This is a genomic window from Pseudomonas sp. JL2 (assembly GCF_031570495.1).
GTDB lineage: Bacteria > Pseudomonadota > Gammaproteobacteria > Pseudomonadales > Pseudomonadaceae > Aquipseudomonas > Aquipseudomonas rhizophila.
Window position 1 is genome coordinate 33,563 of record NZ_JAKUDH010000007.1, and the last position, 22,132, is coordinate 55,694.

General features: G+C 60.3%; 24 protein-coding genes. 11 read left to right on the forward strand and 13 right to left on the reverse strand.

Going from position 1 to position 22,132, the window contains the following annotated elements; genetic code table 11:
- The first annotated feature begins 27 nt into the window (after positions 1-27).
- The 3 genes from MKS85_RS11790 (at position 28) to MKS85_RS11800 (ending at position 3,566) form a co-directional block, all read left to right on the forward strand.
- A complete protein-coding gene (locus tag MKS85_RS11790) occupies positions 28-1,050 on the forward strand; it encodes an ABC transporter permease (protein ID WP_047230207.1) in 1,023 nt (340 codons plus the stop codon).
- Positions 1,051-1,376: 326 nt separating this feature from the next.
- Positions 1,377-1,781: a TraR/DksA C4-type zinc finger protein gene (locus tag MKS85_RS11795; protein ID WP_003202859.1), complete on the forward strand. Its 405-nt coding sequence runs from the start codon at positions 1,377-1,379 to the stop codon at positions 1,779-1,781.
- A gap of 561 nt (positions 1,782-2,342) precedes the next feature.
- Positions 2,343-3,566: a methyl-accepting chemotaxis protein gene (locus MKS85_RS11800; protein ID WP_370695191.1), complete on the forward strand. Its 1,224-nt coding sequence runs from the start codon at positions 2,343-2,345 to the stop codon at positions 3,564-3,566.
- Positions 3,567-3,665: 99 nt separating this feature from the next.
- On the opposite strand, the gene MKS85_RS11805 is transcribed toward MKS85_RS11800, so the two are convergent.
- The 3 genes from MKS85_RS11805 to MKS85_RS11815 form a co-directional block, all read right to left on the reverse strand.
- Positions 3,666-3,902 carry a DUF2789 family protein gene (locus MKS85_RS11805; protein ID WP_310662895.1) on the reverse strand — a complete coding sequence of 79 codons (237 nt, stop codon included), beginning with the start codon at positions 3,900-3,902 and terminating at the stop codon, positions 3,666-3,668.
- 87 nt (positions 3,903-3,989) lie between these two features.
- A complete protein-coding gene (locus tag MKS85_RS11810; RefSeq protein WP_047230209.1) occupies positions 3,990-4,220 on the reverse strand; it encodes a hypothetical protein in 231 nt (76 codons plus the stop codon).
- Positions 4,221-4,352: 132 nt separating this feature from the next.
- On the reverse strand, positions 4,353-4,589 hold the full coding sequence (locus tag MKS85_RS11815; protein WP_139050514.1) for a hypothetical protein: 237 nt from the start codon (positions 4,587-4,589) through the stop codon (positions 4,353-4,355).
- A 430-nt stretch (positions 4,590-5,019) separates the two neighbouring features.
- Here MKS85_RS11815 and MKS85_RS11820 point away from each other — a divergent pair, with 430 nt between their 5' ends.
- From MKS85_RS11820 to MKS85_RS11830, 3 genes are all read left to right on the forward strand, one after another.
- Complete coding sequence (locus tag MKS85_RS11820) at positions 5,020-5,469, forward strand: hypothetical protein (RefSeq protein WP_047230210.1); 450 nt, start codon at positions 5,020-5,022, stop codon at positions 5,467-5,469.
- 191 nt (positions 5,470-5,660) lie between these two features.
- The gene (locus MKS85_RS11825) at positions 5,661-6,671 is read left to right on the forward strand and encodes an ABC transporter substrate-binding protein (RefSeq protein ID WP_139050513.1); all 1,011 of its coding nucleotides are present in this window, start codon (positions 5,661-5,663) and stop codon (positions 6,669-6,671) included.
- A 126-nt stretch (positions 6,672-6,797) separates the two neighbouring features.
- On the forward strand, positions 6,798-7,235 hold the full coding sequence (locus tag MKS85_RS11830; RefSeq protein WP_047230212.1) for a DUF3995 domain-containing protein: 438 nt from the start codon (positions 6,798-6,800) through the stop codon (positions 7,233-7,235).
- Positions 7,236-7,258: 23 nt separating this feature from the next.
- On the opposite strand, the gene MKS85_RS11835 is transcribed toward MKS85_RS11830, so the two are convergent.
- From MKS85_RS11835 to gcvA, 5 genes are all read right to left on the reverse strand, one after another.
- Positions 7,259-7,579, reverse strand: a complete 321-nt coding sequence (locus MKS85_RS11835; RefSeq protein ID WP_139050512.1) for an isochorismate lyase — start codon at positions 7,577-7,579, stop codon at positions 7,259-7,261.
- 310 nt (positions 7,580-7,889) lie between these two features.
- On the reverse strand, positions 7,890-8,171 hold the full coding sequence (locus tag MKS85_RS11840; protein WP_310662896.1) for a fructose-bisphosphate aldolase: 282 nt from the start codon (positions 8,169-8,171) through the stop codon (positions 7,890-7,892).
- Positions 8,172-8,709: 538 nt separating this feature from the next.
- Positions 8,710-9,321 (reverse strand): LysE family translocator, encoded by a 612-nt coding sequence (locus tag MKS85_RS11845; RefSeq protein ID WP_047228911.1) that lies wholly within the window; start codon positions 9,319-9,321, stop codon positions 8,710-8,712.
- A gap of 148 nt (positions 9,322-9,469) precedes the next feature.
- Positions 9,470-9,931 (reverse strand): GNAT family N-acetyltransferase, encoded by a 462-nt coding sequence (locus MKS85_RS11850; RefSeq protein ID WP_047228912.1) that lies wholly within the window; start codon positions 9,929-9,931, stop codon positions 9,470-9,472.
- Between the two features lie 49 nt (positions 9,932-9,980).
- Positions 9,981-10,901, reverse strand: coding sequence for a transcriptional regulator GcvA (gcvA, locus tag MKS85_RS11855; protein ID WP_047228913.1), 921 nt, complete (start codon positions 10,899-10,901; stop codon positions 9,981-9,983).
- Between the two features lie 107 nt (positions 10,902-11,008).
- Here gcvA and MKS85_RS11860 point away from each other — a divergent pair, with 107 nt between their 5' ends.
- Entirely contained in the window at positions 11,009-11,617 is a 609-nt protein-coding gene (locus MKS85_RS11860) for a LysE family translocator (protein ID WP_047228914.1), read from the forward strand.
- 10 nt (positions 11,618-11,627) lie between these two features.
- Here the strand turns inward: MKS85_RS11860 and MKS85_RS11865 are convergent, their stop codons facing one another.
- The 4 genes from MKS85_RS11865 to xylA all read right to left on the reverse strand — a co-directional run bounded on the left by MKS85_RS11865 (position 11,628) and on the right by xylA (position 17,001).
- A complete protein-coding gene (locus MKS85_RS11865; RefSeq protein WP_047228915.1) occupies positions 11,628-12,764 on the reverse strand; it encodes a sugar ABC transporter permease in 1,137 nt (378 codons plus the stop codon).
- Positions 12,765-14,321, reverse strand: coding sequence for a D-xylose ABC transporter ATP-binding protein (gene xylG / locus MKS85_RS11870; RefSeq protein WP_047228916.1), 1,557 nt, complete (start codon positions 14,319-14,321; stop codon positions 12,765-12,767).
- A 215-nt stretch (positions 14,322-14,536) separates the two neighbouring features.
- Positions 14,537-15,538, reverse strand: coding sequence for a D-xylose ABC transporter substrate-binding protein (gene xylF / locus MKS85_RS11875; protein ID WP_047228917.1), 1,002 nt, complete (start codon positions 15,536-15,538; stop codon positions 14,537-14,539).
- Between the two features lie 146 nt (positions 15,539-15,684).
- Positions 15,685-17,001, reverse strand: a complete 1,317-nt coding sequence (gene xylA, locus MKS85_RS11880) for a xylose isomerase (RefSeq protein ID WP_310662897.1) — start codon at positions 16,999-17,001, stop codon at positions 15,685-15,687.
- A gap of 154 nt (positions 17,002-17,155) precedes the next feature.
- Between xylA and MKS85_RS11885 the strand changes: the two genes are divergently transcribed.
- The 4 genes from MKS85_RS11885 (at position 17,156) to MKS85_RS11900 (ending at position 20,986) form a co-directional block, all read left to right on the forward strand.
- Positions 17,156-18,340 (forward strand): XylR family transcriptional regulator, encoded by a 1,185-nt coding sequence (locus MKS85_RS11885; RefSeq protein WP_047228919.1) that lies wholly within the window; start codon positions 17,156-17,158, stop codon positions 18,338-18,340.
- A gap of 238 nt (positions 18,341-18,578) precedes the next feature.
- Positions 18,579-18,920, forward strand: coding sequence for a lipoprotein (locus MKS85_RS11890; protein WP_047228920.1), 342 nt, complete (start codon positions 18,579-18,581; stop codon positions 18,918-18,920).
- 226 nt (positions 18,921-19,146) lie between these two features.
- Positions 19,147-19,941, forward strand: coding sequence for a DeoR/GlpR family DNA-binding transcription regulator (locus MKS85_RS11895; RefSeq protein WP_076385256.1), 795 nt, complete (start codon positions 19,147-19,149; stop codon positions 19,939-19,941).
- Between the two features lie 118 nt (positions 19,942-20,059).
- Entirely contained in the window at positions 20,060-20,986 is a 927-nt protein-coding gene (locus MKS85_RS11900; RefSeq protein ID WP_047228922.1) for a Gfo/Idh/MocA family protein, read from the forward strand.
- A 112-nt stretch (positions 20,987-21,098) separates the two neighbouring features.
- Here the strand turns inward: MKS85_RS11900 and MKS85_RS11905 are convergent, their stop codons facing one another.
- A complete protein-coding gene (locus MKS85_RS11905; protein ID WP_139050506.1) occupies positions 21,099-22,130 on the reverse strand; it encodes an HlyD family secretion protein in 1,032 nt (343 codons plus the stop codon).
- Positions 22,131-22,132: the final 2 nt, after the last annotated feature.

The following is a 22,132-nucleotide window of genomic DNA, read 5'->3' on the forward strand; positions in this document are numbered from 1 at the left end:
CTCGCCACAGAGAAAAAGGTGAATGCTATGAACGCGATACTGGAAAACAAACCCGCGGCCGCACCGGCCAGGACGCGTCGGCGGCTGCCGACGGAACTGAGTATCTTCCTGGTGCTGATCGGCATCGGCCTGGTGTTCGAAGTGTTTGGCTGGATCATGCGTGACCAGAGTTTCCTGATGAACTCCCAGCGCCTGGTGCTGATGATCCTGCAAGTGTCGATCATCGGTCTGCTGGCCATCGGTGTGACCCAGGTGATCATCACCACCGGTATCGACCTGTCGTCCGGCTCGGTGCTGGCGTTGTCGGCCATGATCGCTGCCAGCCTGGCCCAAACCTCGGATTTCACCCGGGCGGTGTTTCCCTCCCTGACTGACTTGCCGGTGTGGATACCGGTGGTGGCGGGGTTGGGCGTTGGGCTGTTGGCCGGAGCGATCAACGGCAGCATCATCGCCATCACGGGTATCCCGCCCTTTATTGCCACCCTCGGCATGATGGTCTCGGCCCGCGGTCTGGCGCGTTACTACACCGAAGGCCAGCCGGTGAGCATGTTGTCCGATTCCTATACCGCCATCGGCCATGGCGCCATGCCGGTGATCATTTTCCTGGTGGTGGCGGTGATCTTCCATATTGCCCTGCGCTACACCAAGTACGGTAAGTACACCTACGCCATCGGCGGCAACATGCAGGCGGCACGCACCTCGGGCATCAACGTCAAACGCCATCTGGTGATCGTCTACAGCATCGCCGGGCTGCTGGCGGGGCTGGCCGGGGTGGTGGCCTCGGCGCGGGCCGCCACCGGGCAGGCCGGCATGGGCATGTCCTATGAGCTGGACGCGATTGCTGCGGCCGTGATCGGCGGCACTAGCCTGGCCGGTGGGGTGGGGCGCATCACCGGAACGGTGATCGGCGCGCTGATCCTCGGGGTCATGGCCAGTGGCTTCACGTTCGTCGGCGTGGATGCCTACATTCAGGACATCATCAAGGGCTTGATCATTGTGGTGGCGGTGGTCATCGACCAGTACCGCAATAAGCGCAAACTCAAACGCTGAAGGTCCCTACGCTGCGACAAAGCGCCACGCCTGACCCGCGTGGCGTTGCCATTTGTCTTCTTGATACAGCTATTGAATCGAATTTCTTGTTATAAACGCACTCCGATGACTGCCAAAAGCTTGTCAGAGAACATTTAGAAGGGTTGTCGGACATTTTCCCTATGTTTTCAGTTGCTGAGGCTTCGACTCGGCCTTAGACTGCCGCCCCTCGTAAATTGAGTGCCGGGTGGCGCTTGGAATAGACGGCGCCTTCCCGATGAGCGTGGCAGCGCGCTGCGGGACGCTTCATAATTCGCCTTAATGCACGTTTTTTTATAGAGAAATCAATGACAAAGGAAAAGTTGCTGGCCATGCCGGCGGATGACTACATGAATGCCGAGCAGCTGGCTTTCTTCACCAAGCTGTTGCAGAACATGAAAGTGGAAACCCACGAGCGCATCGAACAGAACCGAATCGCCATTGAGAGCCTGGATACCCCGGCTGACCCGGCGGACGCTGCTTCCGTAGAAGAAGAGCGGACCTGGTTGGTCAACGCCATCGATCGCGACCAGCGCATGCTGCCTCAGCTGGAGCAGGCCCTGGACCGTATCAACGACGACAGCTTCGGCTGGTGTGATGACAGCGGCGAGCCGATCGGCCTCAAGCGCCTGCTGATCAGCCCGACCACCAAGTACTGCATCGAAGCGCAGGAACGTCACGAGCAGATCGACAAGCACCAGCGTCAGGCCTGATCCGCGTTTCAGAAAAGATCGCAGCTTTCTTCGGGAAGCTGCGATCTTTTGCTTTTGTCTGCGCCTGTTCGTCTACTTCCGTTGACCCCCCGCAAGAACGCGACTAATGGACCATGGATAATGGCTCCGTAGTGGCGTTTAATGCAGGTATAACAACGAGAAATGTGGGTGATCAACATGGCGACAGACGGTTCCGTGGCGAATGCGGCGCAGGTGCAGGTGCCTGTAACCAACAGCATGGCGCGCTGGTTGACGCCGACCTTGCAGAGTCTGGCGCTGACATTGCTGCTGTGCGGCATGACGTTGGGCGGCTGGTCGTTGTATCTGGGCCTGCCCCTGGCGATGTTCATCGTCTGGCTGCCGCGCCTGCGCTCGCGCCTGGCCGCCGCGCCTGAGCCGGTAGCCGCGGACAAGTTGGCCGAGCTGACCCGTGATCTGTCCTACACCACCAGCCATAACGCGTTGTCGGCGGCCGGCGTCGCCTATTCGGTCAAGCAACTGGCTGGCAAGGTCCAGTCGCAGCTCGACGCGGCGGCGCAGGTCGTCGGCAATGCCGAATCGATGATCACCACTGAACAGGCCACCTCGCAACTCAGCCAGCAGGCCCTGAGTGCCGCCAGTGAGGCCCATCGCAGTAGCGTTGCCGGGCGCAGCGAACTGGTGGAGTCCATCAGCCGGATGCATCAGCTCAGCCAGCGCGCGAACGACAGCCGCGAGTTGATCGAGGCGCTGAGCGTGCGCAGCGATGAAATCCAGCGGGTCAGCCTGGTGATTCAGTCGATCGCCAGCCAGACCAATCTCCTGGCGCTCAACGCGGCCATCGAAGCTGCACGGGCCGGTGAGCACGGTCGCGGCTTCGCGGTGGTGGCGGACGAGGTCCGTGGACTGGCCGGGCGTACGGCCGCGGCCACCGGCGAGGTCGGGGTCATGGTTGCGGATATCCAGCAGCGCACCGCCCAGGTGGTGGAGCAGATCCGGCAACTGGCCAGTGACCTGGACAGTGGCGTGCAGCAGGTCGAGCACACCGGTCAGCACCTGGAAAACATAGCCCGGCTGGCGGCGGGCGTTGAAACCCAGGTCAGTGCCATCGCCCAAGGCACTGACACCAATCGCGAACAACTCGACAGCCTGTTTCACGCCATCGAACAGATGCGCAGTGACCTGTCCATCAGCGACCAGCAGACCCAGCGCCTGGCCCAAGCGGCAGTGCAAATGGAGGGCCAGGCCGAAACCATCAGCGAACGCCTGGCCGAGGTTGGCCTGGACGATTATCACCAACGGGTCTACGACCTGGCGCGCGAAGGGGCGAGCCAGATCGCGGCCCAGTTCGAGGCAGACATTGACCAGGGCCGTGTCAGCCTGGAGGACCTGTTCGACCGCAGCTACCAGCCCATCCCCAATACCCAGCCCGCCAAGTTCCAGACCCGTTTCGACCGCTACACCGATCAGGTCCTGCCAGCTATCCAGGAACCTTTGCTCGCCCGGCACGAAGGCCTGGTATTCGCCATTGCCTGTACCCAGGAAGGTTATGTACCGACCCACAACAAGGTCTTCAGCCAACCCCTGACCGGTGATCCGCAAGTGGACACGGTGAACAATCGCACTAAACGCAAATTCTCCGACCGCACCGGGATTCGTTGCGGTAGCCACCAGCAGCCTGTGCTGTTGCAAACCTACACTCGAGACACGGGTGAGCTGATGCATGACCTTTCCGTGCCGATCATGCTCAAGGGGCGTCATTGGGGTGGTTTGCGGCTGGGTTATAAGCCCGAGAAGCCGCGCTAGGCTGGCCCGCGCCGAACCGCCCAGCGGGGCCTTGGGCACGGCTGCTGCGCAGCCGAGCGGAAGCAAGCTCCCTTGTCACAGGGGGCACAGGGTTGAGGGTTATTTACCGTCGTGCAAGCGGACATTCAATTGATCCACCAGCACTGCCTCCTCGCCGTCAGCGAGCAGCGATTGCTGGAGTAGTTCTTTCTGATCAGCCGACCAGAAGTACGCGTCCACCAGCTTGGTCTCCGGGGCCAACGGGTGCGCCATGATGAACTCATCGATGGCTTTGTCATCCGAAGGCAGGCCGAGTTGATCGAACAAGGTACTCAGTTCGTACGAGGGCTGTTCCATGGGGTTCTCCTTTGGGTGGGCGCCGTCATGGCGCCTCGGTTGCTTCCCTTTATCTGAGGCAAACGCCCGTCAGGAGTTCGATCGGGTTCAGGCTTTCAACGCGCCTTCATCCACCGCGAGTTTCAGGGCTTTTGCCGCTGCCCGCGCAGCCTCGGCGGCGAGTTCGGGGGTTTTGAACCAGCGATCCTTTTCCACCTGATGATAACGGGTGGTGGTCAAGGGGGGCTTGGCGCGCATCACGATGACAGCCTGGAATTCGCCTTCGACCTCTCTGGCCTCACCCCGGATGAAAAACTCGCCAATATCAAATTCCGTCACGTCGCGCCTTTCCTTCACAAGTCATAGTATGGGTGCGCGATCGTCAATGGGGGACGGTCTTCGCTGGGCAGGCAGTATGGCAGCAGTTGCCTGTCGTGGCTGAGTTAAGTGATGGGCGTGTGGTATCTCAGGTCAAACGCTTCGTTCCAGACGCCTGGCCAGGTAACAGGCCTCGTTATGATCGGTACGGAAACCTCTTACACGGCCAGTCGAGGTTTCTTCAATATGGAAAAAGCACTTGCCGGCCAGAACCACCCGATAACGCGGTTGAAACAAAGAAACCGGCAGGTAATGGACTTGGTCAAACCCGTCAGGCTTGTCAGCGATGCAAGGGGTGAGGGGTTGGGTCAGGGTTGTGAAAGTGGCCATGTGAATTCCTTTTCTATGGTTTACCGACGAATTACCGAGTGTTTTGAGTAGTCTCCACGCCTGCGGCTGCTCTAGAATCGGCAGCACCGTGTGGATGGCTGTGCCTATCTAAAGCAATTTTTTTTGCCCTCGATGTCAGAAAAATGCTTTTCTAAGTGAGAAATTTCCCTAAAGTTAGTAGTCCCACCTTTTCCGATGCTCAGAGTGGCGTTTTCCTTCAGCCTCTGACGACCCCGCGGGAAAGACGGCGAGAGTGGCAATCCTTTAGTCTTCTCTCGCCCCGGGGCAGGGCACGCCGTTCACTTCGAATTTTCAGTTACAGGTCCACTGCGACACACACAGTCGGCACGGGTTCTCGTGGTCCGTCCTTTTCAGAGGGCGGGCCGTTTACAAAGATGGGGATGTTTCCTTGGCAGTAAGTAATCTCGACATGCATGCGTTATTCGTACTTGGTGATCTGCGGGCAAAGCTGGTCAAGCAGTTCCAGTCGCGCTTCGTCTACATCACCGAGCAAACCGCCGAAGGTATTTATGTTGCCGAAATCGATACTGAATCGGCCCTGGTGGTCGATGACAAACCCAGGCTTGAACTCAAAGTCGGTGATCATTTTCGTGCAGCGGTATTGCCCAGCCGTGAAGGTGGCAAGTTTGAAATCCGCTTTCGCGATATCAAGCTGACGGTCTATGGCCTTGGGGATTACGCCTTCGTGGCCACCCCCGGTGGCCACGCGATCCTGTTCAAGGAAGGGCACAGCGTGCTGACTGTTTTCGCCGCCAACGAGCAGTTGCACGAGGGCCTGACCAAGACCCTCAAGGCCGTGACCGCCAAAGCCGCCAAGTGGCGCAAAGGTGAACTCGTCACCTTCAAGGCCAGCGAGTGATGTGCACCTCGTCTGCCCGATGGATGTGATAGGCGGGCTGACACAGCGTTCGGGTTTTGCGCCCTGCTAACGGTTTTCGCAAGGTCTGCGTGGAACCTCGGCTACAGTGAGTTGACTGAACTAATCAGAGGCTTGCGTCCGGTTACGCAGGACCGTTGAGCTATCGCTGTGTCTGGTACGAGGTGCAACGCATGAAACGAGTTAGACAGTGGCTGGCTGCCTGGGCCACCTGTGCGGTGTTGGTTTCGTCACTTCCGGCATCGGCCGCGCAGGCGCCGATCCATTTTGCCGACCTGAATTGGGAAAGCGGCAGTCTGATCACCGATATCCTGCGGGTCATCGTCGAAAAGGGTTATGGGCTGCCGACCGACACATTGCCGGGCACCACCATTACCCTGGAAACGGCGCTGGCCAACAACGACATCCAGGTGATCGGGGAAGAATGGGCCGGTCGCAGCCCGGTGTGGGTCAAGGCCGAGGCCGAAGGCAAGGTGATCGCCTTGGGCGATACCGTCAAGGGTGCGACCGAAGGCTGGTGGGTCCCGGAGTATGTGATCAAGGGCGACCCGGCCCGGGGCATCAAGCCTCTGGCGCCGGATTTGCGCAGCGTCGAAGACCTGGCGCGCTACAAGCATGTCTTCAAAGACCCGGAAAGCCCCAGCAAGGGTCGCTTCCTCAACAGCCCCATCGGCTGGACCTCCGAAGTGGTCAACAAGCAGAAGCTCAAGGCCTATGGGTTGTCCGACAGCTATGTGAATTTCCGAAGTGGTTCGGGGGCGGCGCTGGATGCGGAGATCAGCTCGTCGATCCGCCGGGGCAAGCCGATCCTGTTTTACTACTGGTCGCCTACACCGCTGCTGGGACGTTTCAAGTTGGTGCAGTTGCAAGAGCCTGCGTTCGATGCCGAGGCCTGGAAAACCCTGACCGATGCCGACAACCCCAACCCCAAGCCAACCCGCTCCCTGGCCTCGAAGCTGTCGATTGGCGTATCCGCGCCGTTTCAGAAGCAACACCCGGACATTGCCGAGTTCTTCAGTAAAGTCGACCTGCCGATCGAGCCGTTGAACAAGGCCCTGGCCGACATGAGCGAAAAGCACACACCGCCGCGTGAAGCCGCCGAGGCGTTCCTCAAGGCCCATCCACAGGTCTGGCAGGCCTGGGTGCCCAAGGAGGTTGCCGACAAAGTCGCCGACGGTCTGTAGCGCGTCAGGTTGAACTCTTGATCTTGAGCAATGCGTCATTCGCCGAAAACCGGCAGTCTGCGCCCGTGCGGCGAAATGCCGAATTCGAGCTAGGATGATTGTTCAACCTTTCAAGGAGGCTGGCGAATGACGCTTTTAGTGGCTCGGTCGCTGGTCGCAGTATTTGCGACCATCAGCTTGATTCATTTGTATTGGGCCCTGGGCGGGCGATGGGCGGCCCTGGCGGTCGTGCCTCAGGTTCCGGTGAGGCAAGGAGAGTCGCTGCGTCCGGCGTTCAACCCATCGGGATGGCTGACGCTGCTGGTGGCCCTCGCGTTGCTGCTGATTGCAGTTCTGGTGTGCCTGCGGGTCGGCTTGCTGGCACCGCCCGTCACCCATCGGGCGTTGCAATGGCTGATCAGCGCGATCGCCTTACTGATGTTCGCCCGCGCCATTGGCGAATCGAACCTGGTGGGTTTCTTCAAGGAGGTCAAGGGCTCGACGTTCGCCAAGCTCGACACCTGGGTCTATTCACCGTTATGTGTCGTGCTTGGCGCCGGCCTGTTGACGGTTGCCTGGGCCTGAGCGCAGGGCGCTTGTCGTGTCGATCAGGTCCCGGATCGAAGAGCCGTCCAGTGTTCCATCTCCTGGGCGATGAAGTGATTCACCAGGTCACTGTACATTTTCTCGATCGCATCCGGGCTAAGGCCCTCGGCCTCGGCCCACTGGCGCCGGGTCGCCAGCATGGCCTGGAAGCGCTCCGGCGCACGCACCGCCGTGGCTGAGGTCTTGAACTTCGACGCTGCCAGTACGTACTGAAAGCGTTGGCCCAGCAGTTTGATAACGGCCTGGTCAAGGGCATCGATCTCGCGGCGGATGTCTTCCATATTCGCGCAATCGCAGGGTTGTAGCTGAGTGTGGACTTCCATGCAGTCACTCCTTGTTGAAGTAGGAACGGCCCAATCCGAGCCGATCTTCGATAAGACAGGAAACACCTTGCGCAAGCAAGGCCCCGTCGCCACAGAGGTAAATTCCTACGAGATTTTCGGATCACCTCTTGCCGCACCGCTGTGAGTGCACGGCTTTCTGTGGGAGCAAAGCTTGCTCGCGATGCAGGCCCCTCGGCCCCCCGGAAGACCGCGTCATCTTCATCGCGGGCAAGCCTTGCTCCCACAGAAGGCTTGCGCTGAGATTTTTCGGAGTTTTTCTAGCGACAGCTGCGAAAACACAACTGTTCGTTTAGCCTTCGAGCCCGCGCTGTTCGATCACACCAAACACATCCGCCACGTCCTGTACCAGAATCCGGGCGACGTTGGTGAGGGTGTTGATGTCGCTCGTCGCTGAATCGCGCAGGCTGGAGCAGGCCACCAGCGTCAGATAGTCGAGCGTGGCGTGCAGGCGTTCGCTGGCGCAGGCATGGAGTTCGGGTAGTGGAGCGTGGGTGTCGATCAGCAGGACGGGGTGGGTGGTGGCGGTTTGGGTGAAAGGGGTGAAGCGGCTGGATGGTTGATTCGTTGTCATAAGGTTGCACTCATTTGATAGAAAGAATCGCCACCTTTTTGCTGCGAATCAAATGGGTGGCAGTTGCGCGAGGGTTCGCAGACCGAGGAACCAATCCAAAACTCGGCAGACCCGAAAGTCTCCCGCGCGCAACCGCCATAAAATGAAAGCGGGCAAGTTTGCCTGAATTTCATTTGACGGTATCTAGATTGTTCACTCGGGCTGCGAAACCCCATCACCGGCCAAAGCCAGCGACGAGCCAAACTATAGAAGTCGATCCCGGCACCCACAACCGACCTGTAGGACGCACGCTCCCCCCTGTGGCGAGGGAGCTTGCTCCCGCTCGGCTGCGCAGCAGCCGCAAAACCGGTGCCTGCGGTATACCTGGCGAAATAAGGTGGCTGGTTTGGGGCCGCTTCGCAGCCCAGCGGGGCGGTGCGACGTTTCGCTAAATCCCCTCGCACAGAGGTAAATTCCTACGAGATTTTCGGAAGGCCAGGTCGCCGACACAGCGTTCCCAGAAAGCACTCTACATTCCCTCGCGACACATATCTGGCCGTTATCTGGAAACCGCCATCCAACTGGCACAACCGGTGATCAGGCCCGCCGATGTTCGATTCAAACGCCGCATGGCGCTGGGCGATTGAATGGCGCCCTTGATCCTGATGCCAGTGAACACATAGCCCAACTGAATGATCAGGTCGATCGCGATGCCCAGGGCGGTAATCATCAATGCTTGCCCTAGAGTAAGCGACGCCAGGTCGAAAGCATGGGGCAGCACCGCGCCAAAGAAGATAACCGCCTTCGGATTGCTGAGAGTCAGCAGCGCACCGGCAAGTAACCCGCGACTGGCTGAGCGTTCGGCTGGGGCTTCGATAGCATGGCCACTCGCCGACCACAATTTCCAGGCGATGAATAGCAGATAAGCCACGCCGGCCCATTTCACGGCGATAAAAACGTGCTCGTATCTCAGCGCCAGCGCCGACAGGCCAGTGGTCGCCAACAACAGCCACAAGGCATTGCCGCCCACCATGCCGGCCACGAACGGCAGGCAACTCCTGCCCCCACGCGAGACGACCTGACCAATAAGCGCACCCTGCGCCGGGCCAGGAATCGCAGCGGCGATGGCGAAAGGGATGATAAACAACCAGATTGAAGACATGGCAGACATGGTTCGGACGCTCCCGATTAGAATCGGATCAATATGGCATCAAGCCTATGGATGGTCGAGTCTGCATCGCCTTTGGTCCGTGCCCGGTCAACGCCGCCCAGTCCGCGTACTCACATTCACCCTTACCGCCAGCACCAGAAGGTGAGCGTTACCTGGCATCTACAAATGACATGACATGGGTCGCCGTATCATCCTCGACCTGCTGGAATCCGCAGCGCAGGTAAAATTCGGCACCCTGCGGTGTATCCGTGGACAGGCGCACGACTTGGAAATTCAGCGCCGCATAGGCCAGAAGGTGCTGTACCAGTGCCTTCCCTGCGTGCTGGCCTCTGGCGGCGGGCATGATGTATACCCTGCGCAGCCGGCCGATTTCCGCTCCGGCGTAAGGATCATAAGAAAGACCGCCGATGCCGATCAGTTGCCCATTACGGAAGGCGCCAAAAAGGCCTTCACCGGGTTGATTGAATCGGTTGTAACCGTTCTTCCATTCTTCAACCAAGCGCGTAAGAAACCTGAAGCCTTCTGTTATTGCCTGGGCTTCGAGCACCTGGATTTCCTGGGGGAGCGCTGAGATTTGGCGTATCGCCAGTTCGTCCGTTGAATCAATCACTGGGTCTCCTTGGGGCTGAGCCCTTCGGCCGAAAATCGGTCCGGCAGCATCAAGGGCAGGTATCCGTTTCTGGCGTCAGGGCCGTCGCATCCTGCCGGATATGAGAGAGCATCCAATCGACGAAAATCTGCGTTTCGGCCATGGCCTGCGGGGAGACGCCGTAATAGTAGCGGGTCAACGGCAGGCGCAAGGATGGCAGTGGACAGGCCAGGCGCCCGGTCAACAAGTCTTTACCCAGCAGCGACGCCGGACACAAGGCCACGCCCAGGCCATCGACGGCGGCTTGCAGCACCAGATGCATGTGATCGAACTGCAGGGTTGGCGGGTTGCCAAATCGTTTGATGCCGACGTGCTTTGCCCACGTCTGCCAGTCGCTGCTGCGGGTTCTGCCTGACAACAGCGTGTGCCGGGCCAGATCGTGGACGTTGTTCAGCGACACGCCTTGCAGCAGCGACGGAGCGGCGACCAGCAGCAGGTCATCCTCCAGCAATACCTGGGGTTGGACGGTGGCCGGCCAGCCGGAATGTCCGCGGCGGATGACCACATCAAACGTTTCTCCCGATTGATCCGGCGGCTGCGTGCGGGTGAGCACTTGGGGCTTGATGTCCGGATGGAGCGCCATGAACTCAGGCAACCGCGGAATCAGCCAGCGCACCGCAAAGGATGGACGCACGTTAATGGTGACCTTGCGCAGGGCAGCACTGCGGCTCAGGGTTGTGGCGGCGTTGGCAATCTGTGTCAGTGCCACGTTGACCTGTTCGTAAAAGCTCTGGCCCGCCGGCGTGAGCACAGACTGCCGGGTTCGACGCTCGAACAGCAGCACGCCCAGGCGTTCTTCAAGCAGCTTGATGTGCCGGCTGACGGCACTGTGACTGACGTGCAGTTCTTCGGCTGCGCGACTGAAACTCTGGTGGCGAGCGGCAGCGGCGAAGGCACGGACGGCATTCAACGGGGGGAGGTCGGCAATCATGCGTCTAATTTAGTCACATCAGCGGTGCAATTAAAGCGTTTGTCAGCGTCGCATCGCCACGCCAATCTGCAGGCCGGTTCAATGCGCCTTTCAACGTGGAGTGATTAATGGCCAGTTACGGGGTTTTTCTGATTCTGGCGACCCTGACCGTGCTCAGCCCAGGTCCGGGCGTGGTGTTGACGATTTCCAATGCCTTGCGTCATGGCTGGAGCGGTTCGCTGCCGGGTATCGTCGGGATCGCCTCCGGCGCTTTTATCGTGGCGGGCATTTGCGCCAGTAGCCTGGGGTTGATCCTGGCTGCCTCGGCGACAGCCTTCACGGTGCTCAAATACATCGGCGCGCTGTACTTGTTGTACCTGGGCATCAAGATGTGGCGTACCCAGCGTTTTATTCCCGAACTCAACGCCACGTCGCCACGTCCTTGGCGGCGTTTTATCGAAGCGTTGTCAATCCAGTTGCTCAACCCCAAGGCGGGTTTCTTTTTCCTGGCTGTATTTCCCCAATTCATCAAGCCGGCGGGTGACTACTACAGCCAGTTCTTCTTGCTGGTGTCGTCTTACAGTTTACTGGTTGTAGTGGTGCATTGCGGGTATGCCCTGATGGCCCAGGCCGCAAGAGGCTGGCTCTCCACAAACAAGGGCGCCAGGCTTGTCGGCAAGCTGTCGGGCGTCACTTTCCTGGGCTTTGGCGTGCTGATGGCTTCCGCCAGCAAGTGACGCATACAGGTCAACGCCGCCCCGTGCGTGTACTCACATCCACCCACACCGCCAGCACCAGAATGCTGCCCTTGACGATCATCTGCCAGTAACTGTCGACGTCGAGCATGGACATGCCATTGTCCAGGCTGGTGATCACCAGCGCGCCGAGCAGGGCGCCGTAGACGGTGCCGGAGCCGCCGCGCATGGAGGTGCCGCCGATGAAGCAGGCGGCGATGGCGTCGAGTTCACCCATGCTGCCGGCCGAGGGTGAGCCCGCGGCCAGGCGTGCGGTGTTGACCACGCCCGCCAGGGCGCACATCACGCCCATGATGCCGAAGATCCACAGCTTCACCGCCTGCACGTTGATGCCGGACAGGCGTGTGGCTTCCATGTTGCTGCCCACCGAGTAGACCCGTCGCCCGAACACGGTCTGGCTGGTGACGTAGCTGAACACGCCGAGCAGCATCAGCAGAAGCAGCACGGGAACCGGAATACCGTCGTAGCTGTTGAGGGTATAGACGAACCCGGCCAGCACTGCGCCGATCAGCACCACGCGCAATACGTCACGCACCAGAGAGTGGGCCGCCAGGCCATGCAGGGCGCGATTGCGCCGCTGTTTCCAGGTCAGGAACAGGGTTAAGGCAAACAGCAGCACGCCCAGGCCCGTGCCGACGGAGTGCGGCAAATAACCCTGGCCGATGTAGACCAGCTCCGGTGACACCGGGGCGATGGTGGTGCCGTCGGTAATCCCCAGCAGAATGCCGCGAAAGGCGAGCATGCCGCCCAGGCCGACAATGAACGACGGGATGCGCAGGTAGGCGGTCATGTAGCCGTTACCCAGGCCAATCACCAGGCCGCACAAGGCGACCAGGCTCAGGTTCGCCAGCAGCGGGATGTGATAGATCACGTCGAGAATCGCCGCCAGGCCACCGAGCAATCCAAGCAGTGAACCCACCGACAGATCGATCTCGCCGCTGATGATCACCAGCACCATGCCGCAGGCCAGAATCCCGGTGATGGACATCTGCCGCAGCAGGTTGGAGAGGTTGCGCGGGGTCAGGAACCCGCCCTCGGTCTGCCAACTGAAAAACAGCCAGATCACCGCCACGGCGATCACCAGCGCGAGCATTTTGTAGCGGCTGAAGAGTTGCTTGACCTGATTCATCTACGCGGACTTCCGATCATTATTGTTATGGTCTTCGGGGTGGCTGAGGGCGGCGGCGAGCACCTGTTCCTGGGTGAGTTCGTGGTTGATGAAATCACCGCGCAATTGGCCTTCGCCGATCACCAGCACGCGGTCGGACACCCCCAGCACTTCGGCCAGTTCCGAGGACACCATGATGATCGACACGCCTTCGGCGGCCAGCGCGCCCATCAGCTTGTAGATCTCGTACTTGGCGCCGACATCCACGCCCCGGGTCGGCTCATCGAGAATCAGCACGCGCGGTTGGGTCAGCAGCATTTTGGCCAGCACGGCTTTTTGCTGGTTGCCGCCGGAGAGGCTGGTGATTGGCAGGAACGGGCTCGCGGTCTTAAGGTGCATGCGCGAGATTTCCCGGTCGATGCTGCCCAACTCCGCTTCGGTGTCGATACGGGTCATTTTCGAGTAGTTGTCCAGCACCGCCAGGGTGATGTTCTGGCCCACCCCCAGGTCGGGAATGATGCCTTGGCGCTTGCGGTCTTCAGGCACCATGCACAGGCCTGCGCGGATTGACTTGAGGGGCGTGCGCGTGTCGATCGGTTGGCCGTCGAGCCAGACTTCGCCTTCATGGCGGCCGGGGTAGGCGCCGAACAGTGCCGACACCAGTTCCGTGCGACCGGCGCCGACCAGCCCGGCGATGCCGAGTATTTCCCCACGCTTGAGGACGAACGAAATGTCGTCGACCCGTTTGCGTTTGGGGTTGTCGACGTCGTAGCAGGTGATATGGCGCGCCTCGAAAATCACCTCGCCGATGTCATGGGGTTCGGTGGGGTAGAGGTTGCTCATTTCTCGTCCGACCATCTGGGTGATGATCTTCGGGATGTCCATGTCGGTCATGGCGGTGGTGGCGATGTGTTTGCCGTCGCGGATCACCGAAATGGTGTCGCATACGGCGGCCACTTCATCGAGCTTGTGGGAGATATACACGCAGGCGACGCCCTTGGCCTTGAGGTCGCGGATAATGTCCAGCAGCACCTCGATTTCCGAGCGGGTCAGGGCCGAGGAGGGTTCATCGAGAATCAGCAGGCGCGCCTGTTTGTTCAGCGCCTTGGCGATTTCCACCAGTTGCTGGTAACCCCCGCCGTATTGTGAAACCGGCAGCGAGACGTTCATGTCCGGCACCTTGAGTTCACGCATCAGGGCTTCGGCACGGTGGATCATTGCCGGGTAGTTCATGCGTCCGCCGGGCAGCGTCAGCTCATGGCCCATGAAGATGTTTTCGGCCACCGACAGGTCGGGGACCAGGGTCAGTTCCTGATGAATGATGACGATCCCGGCGGCTTCGGTTTCGCTGATGGACTGCGCCTTGAGTGGCTGTCCGTCCCAGACAATTTCACCGTCCCAGGTGCCGTACGGGTAGACCGCCGACAGGACTTTCATCAGCGTGGATTTACCGGCGCCGTTCTCACCGCACAGGCCGACGCATTCACCCGGCCTGACCTTGATGTCGATGCCATTGAGGGCTTTGACACCGCCGAAGCTTTTGACGATGCCGTTCATTTGCAGCAGGTAGTCGGACATGGCGAGGGCTCATATGAAAAGGGCTCACACATAGGCAGAGGTGGTGACAGCCCTGGGGCCAGGCATCTCAGATGCAGCTAGCCAAGCAAAGCCCCTGTGGGAGCGAGCCTGCTCGCGATGGCGGCAGCACATACAACATCGATGCAAACTGAACCACCGCTATCGCGAGCAGGCTCGCTCCCACAGGTCTCATCCAACCCAGGGTTGTCCCAGGATCACTGCCCAGCGATCTGCGCCTTGGTATAGAACCCATCTTTTTCCAGCAGGTCGATGTTGTCCTTGGTCAACGGGGTCGGGGTGAGCAGGATGGTGTCGACTTTCTTGCTGCCATTGTCGTATTGCGAGGTGTAGGTGGGTTTCTCGTTACGCGCCAGTTGCACCGAGAGCTTGGCCGCTTCGGTGGCGATCAGTTTCAGCGGCTTGTAGACGGTCATGGTCTGGGTGCCGTCGATCACTCGCTTGACCGCTGCCAGGTCGGCGTCCTGGCCCGAGATCGGCACCTTGCCGGCCATTTTCTGCGCGGCCAGTGCCTGGATGGCACCGCCTGCGGTGGCGTCGTTGGAGGCGACGATGCCATCGATCTTGTTGTCGTTACGGGTCAGGGCGTTTTCAACGATGCTCAAGGCTTCGGTGGGGTTCCATTCCTTGACCCACTGTTGCCCGACAATCTTGATATCGCCCTTGTCGATGGCCGGTTGCAGCACTTTCATCTGGCCTTCGCGCAGGACCTTGGCGTTGTTGTCCGTGGGCGCGCCGCCGAGCAAGAAGTAGTTGCCCTTGGGCGCGGCTTTCAACACGCCGCTGGCCTGCATCTCGCCGACTTTTTCGTTATCGAAGGAAATGTAGGCGTCGATGTCGGCATTGAGGATCAGTCGGTCATAGGACACCACCTTGATCCCGGCTTTCTTTGCTTCGGCCACGGCATTGGTCAACACGGTGGCGTTGAACGGCACGATGACGATCACATCGACGCCACGGGAGATGAGGTTTTCGATCTGGGAAATCTGTTTCTGCTCGTTGGCATCGGCCGACTGGACGAAGACTTTGGCGTCCATTTTTTCCGCCGCCGCGACGAAATAGTCACGGTCCCGCGACCAGCGTTCCAGGCGCAGATCATCGATGGAGAAACCGATTTTCGGGTTGGTGGCGTCGGCCATGACCGGAAGCGAGAGCAGGGCGAGGGCGCCGGCGAGCAGCGTGAGTTTCAGTTTTTTCATGGTGGTGCGTCCTTTTATTGTTGTTCGAAAGACACTGCCTGACGATGAACGTGATGCGGGTAGAACTGTAGAGACTCCCGGCGTGCCGCGAGCAGAGATTTGTCGCGAGAATGTAACAACCTCTGCGCAGCGAACGGGGCCTGGTGTCAGGGGTAGATGAACCGGTTGACCACGTTTTCGAGCATCTCTTGCCGACCACTCACAGCCTGTGGATTGAGCTCGTTGTCGAAGGCGTGTTCGGCCAGTGAAGCGAGGCTGAACTCACCCGCCAGCACCGCCTGACCGAACGGTTGCTGCCAGCCGGCGTAGCGTTGGTCCTTGAACTGCTGGAGGCGGTCGTTCTGCACCATCGCCGCTGCACGTTCCAGGGCCAGGGCGAGGACGTCCATGGCCGCGACGTGGCCGTGGAACAGGTCAATCTCGTCCAGGCTCTGACGACGGACCTTGGAGTCGAAGTTGAAGCCGCCATTGCTGAACCCGCCGGCCTTGAGGATTTCATAGGTGGCCAGGGTCATCTCTTCGACGCTGTTGGGGAACTGGTCAGTGTCCCAGCCGTTCTGCGGATCGCCACGGTTGGCGTCGATGCTGCCGAAGATCCCCAGGGAGACGGCTGTGGCGATCTCATGATGGAAACTGTGCCCGGCCAGGGTCGCGTGGTTGGCCTCGATGTTGACCTTGATCTCCTTTTCCAGGCCGAACTGTTGCAGGAAGCCGAACACCGTGGCGCTGTCGTAATCGTATTGGTGCTTGGTCGGTTCCTGCGGCTTGGGTTCGATCAGCAGATCGCCCTTGAAACCGATCTTGTGCTTGTGCTCGACCACCATGCCCATGAAGCGGCCCAGTTGCTCGCGCTCACGTTTCAGATCGGTATTGAGCAGGGTCTCGTAACCTTCACGACCGCCCCACAACACGTAGTTGGCCCCCTTGAGACGCAGGGTGGCGTTCATCGCGCTGAACACTTGGGCGGCGGCGCAGGCGAACACTTGCGGGTCCGGGTTGCTGGCGGCGCCTGCGGCAAAGCGCGGGTTGCTGAAGCAGTTGGCGGTGCCCCACAGCAGCTTGATCCCGGTTTGTTCCTGGTGACGCTCCAGGTGGTCGACCATCTGCGCGAAGTGGTTGCGATACTCCTTCAGCGAGTGGCCTTCCGGGGCGACATCGGTGTCATGAAAGCAGTAGTAGTCGATGCCCAGTTTGGAGAAGAACTCGAAGGCCGCTTCGGCCTTGCCGATGGCCAGTTCCATCGGGTCGCCGGCATGCTGCCACGGGCGTTGGAAGGTGCCGGCGCCGAACACATCGGATCCCGGCCAGACAAAGGTATGCCAGTAGCACACCGCCATGCGCAGGTGCTCGCGCATGGGCTTGCCGAGCACGAGTTTGTCGGCGTCGTAGTGGCGAAAAGCAAGAGGCGAGGCGCTGGCGGGGCCTTCGTAGCGAACCTTGTCGATGGCGGGAAAGTACGACATGGGCGATTTCCTTATTGTTCTTGGCGGTGTATCGATACTAACGCCGGCCCGGTGGCCGCTGATTATGAAAATCACCAAGGCACAGTGCGATTTTGAGTATTGAGATCCGACGGTCACGCGCCTAGTCTGTGGTCATCGGCCCAGGGTAAAAACCATGAAAACCGTCCCGCCCGTTCACCGCATTGCGTTGTTGTTCAACGGCAGCAAGATCTACGACCGAGGCATCATCAGCGGCATCGGCAACTACCTGAGCAGCACCCGCGCGTCCTGGGACCTGTTCCTTGAGGAAGATTTTCTCTGTCGGTTGAAAGGCATCGAACGCTGGCAGGGCGACGGGATCATTGCCGACTTCGATGACCCGCTGATCGGCGAAGCGCTGACCGGGATCGGCTTGCCGGTGGTGGCGGTGGGCGGCTCTTACCAGGATGAGCGCGCTTATCCGAAGGGCATTCCCTATGTCGCCACCGACAATGAGGCCTTGATGAAGCTGGCGTACGAGCACTTGATCGAGGCCGGGTTGACGCGCTTTGCCTGCTTCAGCTTGCCGCAAGCACAAGCCAATCGCTGGGCCCAGGAACGGGAAAACGCCTTTCGCCGGCTGCTGCAACGCGATGGTCTGCACGCCGAGGTCTATCGCGGCATGGGCACCAGCGCGCCGCTCTGGGACAGCGCCGTCGAACAACAGATCGCCTGGCTGCAAAGCCTGCCCAAACCCATCGGTATTATCGCCGTCAGTGACGCCCGTGCCCGGCAACTGCTGCAGGCCTGCCTGACCGCCGGAATCGCCGTGCCGGAGCAGGTGGCACTGATCGGCATCGACAACGACCCCCTGACCCGCACCCTGACGCGGGTGCCGCTGAGTTCGGTGATCCAGGGCACCGAAACCATGGGGCGGACCGCCGCGCGCCTGCTCCATCAGATGCTGCACGGCATGCCGTCCACGGGCACGCAGGTGCTGATACCTCCGGATGCGATCAACGTCCAGGCCTCGAGTCTGCACCAACCGTTAGGCAACCCTTACGTCATGCAAGCGCTGCTGTTCATTCGCCAATATGCCTGCCAGGGCATCAAGACCGCTCAGGTGGCGGCCTATGTGGGCGTGTCGCGCTCCTCCCTGGAAGCGCACTTTCGCAAGGCGCGGGGCTGCAGCGTGCACGACGAGATCCTGCGCTTCAAACTGGCCGCCGCCGCCCAGGGCTTGGAAAACACCGACTCGGCGATTGCCGACATCGCCCAGAACTGCGGCTTCAAATCGGCGCAGTACCTGCACACGGTGTTTCGTCGAGAGTTTGGCTGTACGCCCCGCGAATATCAGCAGGGGGGCGGCACAGGCCACTGAACCGGTCTTCACCGCCCGCAATTATTGCTGGAAGCAATAGTGATCATTACGAAACACAAGTTCTGTTTTGTCGGCAATGCCTGGAAAATCCCCCCATCGAACAGGTAACTCAAGCAGTTGGGGCGATGAGGTTTCACTCATCTGACCGCCACACACCAGATGTACCTGGCAGTGGTGGCAACCCGTAACGCAGTTCCGTTGCCTGATGAACCAACCTTTTATTTTCAGGACCAGACCAATGCGCCTTTTATTTGCGTCTTCCATGGCGTTTGCCTCCTTGTTGCTCGCCGGTTGTGCCAGCGCGCCGAACGACCCGACCCTGACCTTGCAGACCAGCAAGACGCCGGCCCAGTACGCCGACTGTGTCGTGCCGAAATTGCAGGACCACGCGATGAGCCCGACCGTCTCCCAGTCCCAACGCAGCTACCGGATCGTGGTGCCAAGCAAGGTGTCGGCGGACAACGTGCTGGAAGCCTACAAGGCCGGGAACGGTGGCAAGGTATTCATCTACGAGCGGCGTCTGTTGGCTTCTAGCTTCCTGCCTTCGAGTTTTGAACGTGCCGCACAGGACTGCATCTGAGGCCGGCCCATACAGGTTTTTCACCGTGCTCCTTTGGTTGGCCGCAACCAACCATTTTTTTACCCCGCACCGCATTCGGTGGCGGGGTTTTTTTTGCCTGTGGGGAAGAGGGGGCAGATTCACTTGGGTCCGCTGCCCCGGCGTTGAGGTTTGACGAGAGGCTCTGCAATCGGCATATTTGCTCGTTAGTGATAATTAGTGCTCGTTTATGAAGGTTATAGATACCATGACTTCAACTCACGAAGTGTTCCCCGGTGAACGCCAGCAACGGATCAGCGAGCGTCTGGCCCTGTATGGTCGGGTGATTGCGGCCGATCTGGCCAGCGAATTCAATGTCTCCGAGCACTCGATACGGCGCGATCTTGGCGTATTGGCGGCGGCGGGGTTATGCAAGCGCGTCTATGGCGGCGCGATCCTGTTGCCGGCCGTGGAACGGCCGATGGCCGTTCGAGTACGACAGAACGTCGAGCGCAAGGACAGTCTCGGTTTGGCGGCGGCCTCGTTGCTGAGGGCGGGCCAGCATGTGTTCATCGATGCCGGCTCGACCAACCTGGCGATTGCCGGCGCCATCGATCCACGCCTTAAGCTGACGCTGAGCACCAATTCGCCGTTGATTGCCGTGCAACTGATGAAGCTGCCCTGCGCCGAGGTGATCCTGTTGGGCGGACGCGTGAACACGGCGTCGGGCGGAGTGATCGGGCTGGCGGCTGTGCAGCAACTGCGGCAGTTCAATGTTGACCTGTGTTTTCTCGGCGCTTGCGCCATCGACCCGGACAATGGCATCACAGCGTTCGGCCTGGATGACGCGGAGTTCAAGCGCGCGGTCGTCGCGGCGAGCGGTCAGGTGGTGGTGGCCGTGACCAATGAAAAACTCTCCAGCATTGCCCACTATCAGGTGGCGTCGTGTGAAGAAGTTACCGCCCTGGTGGTGGAGCACGACGCGCCAGGTGAACGCCTGGAGCCGTTCTTGGGCAGGATTGCCAACGTCATGAGCGCGCCCTGCGAACCGCGGCAGGCGTGAAGCGTGTGCTGTAGCGCTCACGACAATCAAGCGCATGTGTGGCGAGCCATTGTCGGCCACGCGATTTACCGCTAGTTTGCTGGCCCATCAAAAGTACAAAAATAATCAGGAGTCATCGATGCAACCGATTCGTCTCGGTCTGGTGGGCTACGGCAAGATTGCCCAGGATCAACACGTTCCCGCTATCCTCGCCAACCCTGCGTTCCAGTTGGTGTCTGTCGCCACCCAAGGGCAGCCCTGCGCCGGTGTGGAGAATTTCCGGTCCCTGGGCGAGCTGCTTGAAAACGGCCCGCAGGTCGATGCGATTGCGTTTTGCACACCGCCGCAAGGGCGATTCGCATTGGTGCAACAAGCGCTGGCCGCGGGCAAACACGTGCTGGTAGAAAAGCCGCCCTGCGCCACGCTGGGTGAAGCGATGGCGTTGGTGGATCAGGTACGCGAGCAAGGTGTCAGTGGTCTGTTCGCCTGGCATTCACGCTACGCGCCCGGCATCGAGGCGGCCCGTGACTGGCTCGCCAGCCGCACCCTGCAAAGCGTCAAGATCGACTGGAAGGAAGACGTACGCAAGTGGCACCCCGGCCAAGCCTGGATCTGGCAGCCTGGAGGCCTGGGTGTTTTCGATCCCGGCATCAACGCGTTTTCAATCGTGACCCATCTGCTGGCGCTGCCGCTGTTCGTTGAGTCCGCCGAACTGCGCGTGCCGAGTAACTGCCAATCGCCGATCGCCGCCAGCATCAAGATGTCCGATGCGCAACACCTGGATGTCCGCGCGGAGTTCGATTTCGACCACGGTCACGACGAACTCTGGAGCATCGAGATTCGCTGCACCGAAGGCCTCCTGCGTCTGGACAACGGTGGGGCAGTGCTGAGCATCGACGGCGTTCGCCAGACCGTTTCCCAGGAAGGTGAATACGCGGCGGTGTATCGGCATTTCCAGCAGTTGATTGCTGACCAGGCCAGCGACCTGGACCTGCAGCCGTTGCGTCTGGTGGCGGACAGCTTTTTTCTTGGCAGTCGGACCTTGGTTGAGCCGTTTTACGACTAGCCACTGAGGGGGGAGGCGATTCTGGCCGTGCATACCCCATCCGGATCAGATCCCTCTGCCGCAAGTCATCCGAGCAAAATTCCGGCCGCTTCGCACCCGGCAGTCCCAGCTATCATTCACCGATACGAATACTCGGTGTGACCGACATGCCTACCCGCAGTTTTGCCGCAGCGCTCTGGTCGGGATCGATGCGGATGCGCACCGGCAAGCGTTGGACGATCTTGGTGAAGTTGCCCGTGGCATTGTGCGGTGCCACGGTCGAGTAGCTGACGCCGCTGGCCGGTCCCAGGCTTTGTACGGTGCCTTGCAGCGCCTCGCCCGGTAACGCATCCACCTCGATTTCCACGGTTTGACCTGTCTTGACGCGGGCCAGTTGTGTCTCGCGAAAGTTCGCGCTGATGTACACGGCCTCCAGCGGAACGATTGCCAGCAAAGGTTTTCCCGCGTTGACGAAAGCCCCGATGCGCACCGATTTTTGCCCGATCGTGCCGCTGATCGGTGCGGTGATTCGGGTATAGGACAGCTTCAGTCTCGCGAGGTCCAGCGCAGCCTGCGCGTGGGCGAGGGTTGCCTTGGCTTTTTCCAGGTCGGCCTTGAGAACGTCTACCTGCTGGCGAGCCGCCCGAAGACCCGCCTGGCTTTTATCCCGACTGGCCAGTTGCACGCTCAATTGCGCTTCGGCCTGTTGCTGCGCTTGCACGGTTCCCGAGCCGTCGGTGGCCAGGTTGCGATAACGGGCATGATTGACCTTGGCCAACTTGAGCGCAGCCTTGTCCGCGGCGACCGCTGCCTGTGCCTGGCGTATGACGGTGTCCTGTTGGATCAGGTGTGCTTGCAAGCTGGCGACTCCGGCACGGGCGCTGGCGAGCTGGGCTTTGGCGGCGTTCACGGCGGCAACGAAATCACGGTCATCGAGGGTTGCCAGCAGGTCGCCTTTGTTGACCGGCTGATTGTCTTCGACCAGCACCGTCTCAACCGTGCCCGATACCTGTGGCGCGACCGTGGTGAAGTCCGCGTGGACGTACGCATCGTCCGTGGACTGGATCGATGCACTGGATTCGGGACGATTGAAATACAGCACGCCGCCGATTGCCCCGACGAGCAACACGGCACTGATGATCTGGGCTTTCTTTGGTAAGGCCATGG

Excerpts from the sequence above, each read along its gene's own strand:
- MKS85_RS11790 (WP_047230207.1), top strand. The coding sequence starts at position 28 with ATGAACGCGATACTGGAAAACAAACCCGCGGCCGCACCGGCCAGGACG.
- MKS85_RS11795 (WP_003202859.1), top strand. The coding sequence starts at position 1,377 with ATGACAAAGGAAAAGTTGCTGGCCATGCCGGCGGATGACTACATGAAT.
- MKS85_RS11800 (WP_370695191.1), top strand. The coding sequence starts at position 2,343 with ATGATCACCACTGAACAGGCCACCTCGCAACTCAGCCAGCAGGCCCTG.
- MKS85_RS11805 (WP_310662895.1), bottom strand. The coding sequence starts at position 3,902 with ATGGAACAGCCCTCGTACGAACTGAGTACCTTGTTCGATCAACTCGGC.
- MKS85_RS11815 (WP_139050514.1), bottom strand. The coding sequence starts at position 4,589 with ATGGCCACTTTCACAACCCTGACCCAACCCCTCACCCCTTGCATCGCT.
- MKS85_RS11820 (WP_047230210.1), top strand. The coding sequence starts at position 5,020 with ATGCATGCGTTATTCGTACTTGGTGATCTGCGGGCAAAGCTGGTCAAG.
- MKS85_RS11825 (WP_139050513.1), top strand. The coding sequence starts at position 5,661 with ATGAAACGAGTTAGACAGTGGCTGGCTGCCTGGGCCACCTGTGCGGTG.
- MKS85_RS11830 (WP_047230212.1), top strand. The coding sequence starts at position 6,798 with ATGACGCTTTTAGTGGCTCGGTCGCTGGTCGCAGTATTTGCGACCATC.
- MKS85_RS11835 (WP_139050512.1), bottom strand. The coding sequence starts at position 7,579 with ATGGAAGTCCACACTCAGCTACAACCCTGCGATTGCGCGAATATGGAA.
- MKS85_RS11840 (WP_310662896.1), bottom strand. The coding sequence starts at position 8,171 with ATGACAACGAATCAACCATCCAGCCGCTTCACCCCTTTCACCCAAACC.
- MKS85_RS11845 (WP_047228911.1), bottom strand. The coding sequence starts at position 9,321 with ATGTCTGCCATGTCTTCAATCTGGTTGTTTATCATCCCTTTCGCCATC.
- gcvA (WP_047228913.1), bottom strand. The coding sequence starts at position 10,901 with ATGATTGCCGACCTCCCCCCGTTGAATGCCGTCCGTGCCTTCGCCGCT.
- MKS85_RS11860 (WP_047228914.1), top strand. The coding sequence starts at position 11,009 with ATGGCCAGTTACGGGGTTTTTCTGATTCTGGCGACCCTGACCGTGCTC.
- MKS85_RS11865 (WP_047228915.1), bottom strand. The coding sequence starts at position 12,764 with ATGAATCAGGTCAAGCAACTCTTCAGCCGCTACAAAATGCTCGCGCTG.
- xylG (WP_047228916.1), bottom strand. The coding sequence starts at position 14,321 with ATGTCCGACTACCTGCTGCAAATGAACGGCATCGTCAAAAGCTTCGGC.
- xylF (WP_047228917.1), bottom strand. The coding sequence starts at position 15,538 with ATGAAAAAACTGAAACTCACGCTGCTCGCCGGCGCCCTCGCCCTGCTC.
- xylA (WP_310662897.1), bottom strand. The coding sequence starts at position 17,001 with ATGTCGTACTTTCCCGCCATCGACAAGGTTCGCTACGAAGGCCCCGCC.
- MKS85_RS11885 (WP_047228919.1), top strand. The coding sequence starts at position 17,156 with ATGAAAACCGTCCCGCCCGTTCACCGCATTGCGTTGTTGTTCAACGGC.
- MKS85_RS11890 (WP_047228920.1), top strand. The coding sequence starts at position 18,579 with ATGCGCCTTTTATTTGCGTCTTCCATGGCGTTTGCCTCCTTGTTGCTC.
- MKS85_RS11895 (WP_076385256.1), top strand. The coding sequence starts at position 19,147 with ATGACTTCAACTCACGAAGTGTTCCCCGGTGAACGCCAGCAACGGATC.
- MKS85_RS11900 (WP_047228922.1), top strand. The coding sequence starts at position 20,060 with ATGCAACCGATTCGTCTCGGTCTGGTGGGCTACGGCAAGATTGCCCAG.
- MKS85_RS11905 (WP_139050506.1), bottom strand. The coding sequence starts at position 22,130 with ATGGCCTTACCAAAGAAAGCCCAGATCATCAGTGCCGTGTTGCTCGTC.